The sequence below is a fragment of the Pleomorphomonas koreensis DSM 23070 genome (assembly GCF_000425185.1).
GTDB classification, from domain to species: domain Bacteria; phylum Pseudomonadota; class Alphaproteobacteria; order Rhizobiales; family Pleomorphomonadaceae; genus Pleomorphomonas; species Pleomorphomonas koreensis.
Genome location: NZ_AULH01000058.1, coordinates 1 through 2169, shown reverse-complemented (window position 1 = coordinate 2169; position 2169 = coordinate 1). Strand labels below are relative to the sequence as shown.

Genomic DNA, 2169 nt, shown 5'->3' with positions numbered 1-2169 from the left:
CCACGCGCTACGACAAGACGAGACTTTCATACGAGAGTTTCCTCAACCTCGCCGCCGCGATGATCTGGATAACGGCTTTTGTCAACGCAACCTAGTAGGGACAAGGAACTGGTCGTGGTCGAGGGCTGGTCTCACTACGACCTCTATGACCAGCCCGAGCCGACCGGGATTGCGCTCAGCCGCGTCATTCCCTTCCTCAAGCAGCATCTCGGTGAAGTTGCGGTTGCGCGTGACGCGAAGGCGGCTGCGTAAGGCAATCGGGCGCAGTCTCCTCAATGGAGGCTGTGCCTGCCTTTCCCGGAAAGGAAAATCCAATGACCAGAGTTCTCATTCTCGGTGCGAGCGGTCAGATCGCTCGCCATGTCGTTTCGGACCTCGCGGACGACGACCGGATCGATATGACGCTGTTCGTCCGCGATGCCCGCAGGTTGGCGAAGCCTCCCGCAGGGGCGTCAGTCGTTCAGGGCGATGTCCTCGACCGTGCAATGCTCGACGAAGCGATGGCTAGTCAGAACTTGGTCTATGCCAACCTGACCGGCGGCGACCTCGACGATCAGGCAAGAAGCGTAATCGCGTCGATGGAGGTGGCGGGCGTCAAGCGGCTGATCTTCGTTCTTTCGTTCAGCATTTACGATGAGGTGCCGGGCGCATTTGGCCGATGGAATCGCCGAATAATCGGTGAGGAATTGAAGCTCTTCCGTCGCGCCGCGGATGTCATCGAAGCCTCTGGTCTCGATTACACCATTCTCCGTCCCGCCTGGCTAACGGACGAAGACGAAATCAATTACGAAACCACCACCAAAGGTGAAGGGTTCAACGGTACGGTCGTCTCGCGTAAAAGTGTGGCCGCTCTAGTTGTCGAAGCTATGAAGGTTGTTCATCCGGGCTTGGTCTGCGAGGTTGGGGTTGCGAAGCACCAACCGTGACCGGAGGTCCCGGATGAACGTCCATGAGAATGCGCGGATGACCGTTCGCGGTCGAGTCCTTTTGGTGAGACGGATTGTCGAAGGTGGCTGGCGCGTAGCGTTGGCTGCGGAGGCGGCCGGCATCTCGGTTCGCACGGCGTACAAATGGCTGGCTCGCTATCGCGCCGGCGGCGAGGCGATGCTGACGGACAGGAGTTCAGCCCCTCTGCGATGTCCCCAGGCCAAGCCAGCGGCGACAATCGCGGCTATTGAGGCGCTACGACGCCAGCGCATGAGTGGTCCGGCCATCGCCCGACATCTCGCCCTGCCGCGCTCGACCGTTGGCGTCATTCTTCGGCGACTGGGCCTTGGTCGCATCCAGGCTCTGGAGGCGAGACCGCCGGTGATCCGCTATGAGCGCCAGCATCCCGGCGAGCTCATTCATGTCGATATCAAGAAGCTCGGCCGCATTCATGGCGTCGGCCACCGCATCACCGGCGACAGGCGCGGCCAAAGCAACAATCGCGGCATCGGCTGGGAATGCCTGCATGTGGCCATCGATGACGCCTCGCGCCTGGCCTACACTGAAGTGTTGGCCGACGAGAAGAAAGAGACGACCTGCGCCTTCACCGCTCGCGCCATCGACTGGTTCGAACGCCATGGCCTTGACCGTCGCCCGCCTGATGAGCGACAACGGCAGCGTCTACCGGAGCCAAGCATTCCGACAACTGCTCATGGCGCGTGGAATCCGTCACATCCGCACCCGGCCCTACACGCCGCAGACCAACGGCAAGGCCGAGCGCTTCATTCAGACCAGGTTGCGAGAATGGGCGTACGCAGCGCCCTATCAATCATCAATCGAGCGAAATAAGGCCATGCCCGGCTGGATCGATGCCTACAATACAACAAGACCCCACTCAGCCCTTAACGGCATCACGCCATTCAAAAGGCTGAACAACCTTCTTGGAAACGACATCTAGTCGGTGAGATCATCCGTTCTCCAAGCCTGCATCTGAACGGAAATGTGGGTGTCAACAAGCCGGGAACGGATGGGGACAAGCCGTACTTCATGTAGGCGAACATTAGCCAACATATCGTTTCATTTTTCAGAATGCGAGGGAGGCGGCGGGAACGCCATTACCCGCCTCAGCCCTAAACAGAAATCCACCACGATCGTGTCCCAGGGCGTGGTGTAGCTTCGGCGCTCGCCGTGCCTTCCGGACAGAGCCGGGAACGTGTCAGCTTGCCGCTGGCAGGCTGATGA

General features: G+C 60.0%; 2 protein-coding genes and 1 pseudogene. All 3 read left to right on the top strand.

The window, feature by feature from the left end; translation table 11 throughout:
• Window positions 1–114: 114 nt before the first annotated feature.
• The 3 genes and pseudogenes from H512_RS27245 to H512_RS26750 all read left to right on the top strand — a co-directional run bounded on the left by H512_RS27245 (window position 115) and on the right by H512_RS26750 (window position 1885).
• Window positions 115–252: a hypothetical protein gene (locus tag H512_RS27245; protein ID WP_210162728.1), complete on the top strand. Its 138-nt coding sequence runs from the start codon at window positions 115–117 to the stop codon at window positions 250–252.
• A gap of 62 nt (window positions 253–314) precedes the next feature.
• On the top strand, window positions 315–926 hold the full coding sequence (locus tag H512_RS25220) for an NAD(P)H-binding protein (RefSeq protein WP_053240096.1): 612 nt from the start codon (window positions 315–317) through the stop codon (window positions 924–926).
• Window positions 927–939: 13 nt separating this feature from the next.
• Window positions 940–1885 (top strand): annotated as a pseudogene (locus H512_RS26750) (IS481 family transposase).
• Window positions 1886–2169: the final 284 nt, after the last annotated feature.

What these genes read in the sequence shown, in the direction of transcription:
- H512_RS25220 (WP_053240096.1), top strand. Translation starts at nt 315, where the DNA reads ATGACCAGAGTTCTCATTCTCGGTGCGAGCGGTCAGATCGCTCGCCAT.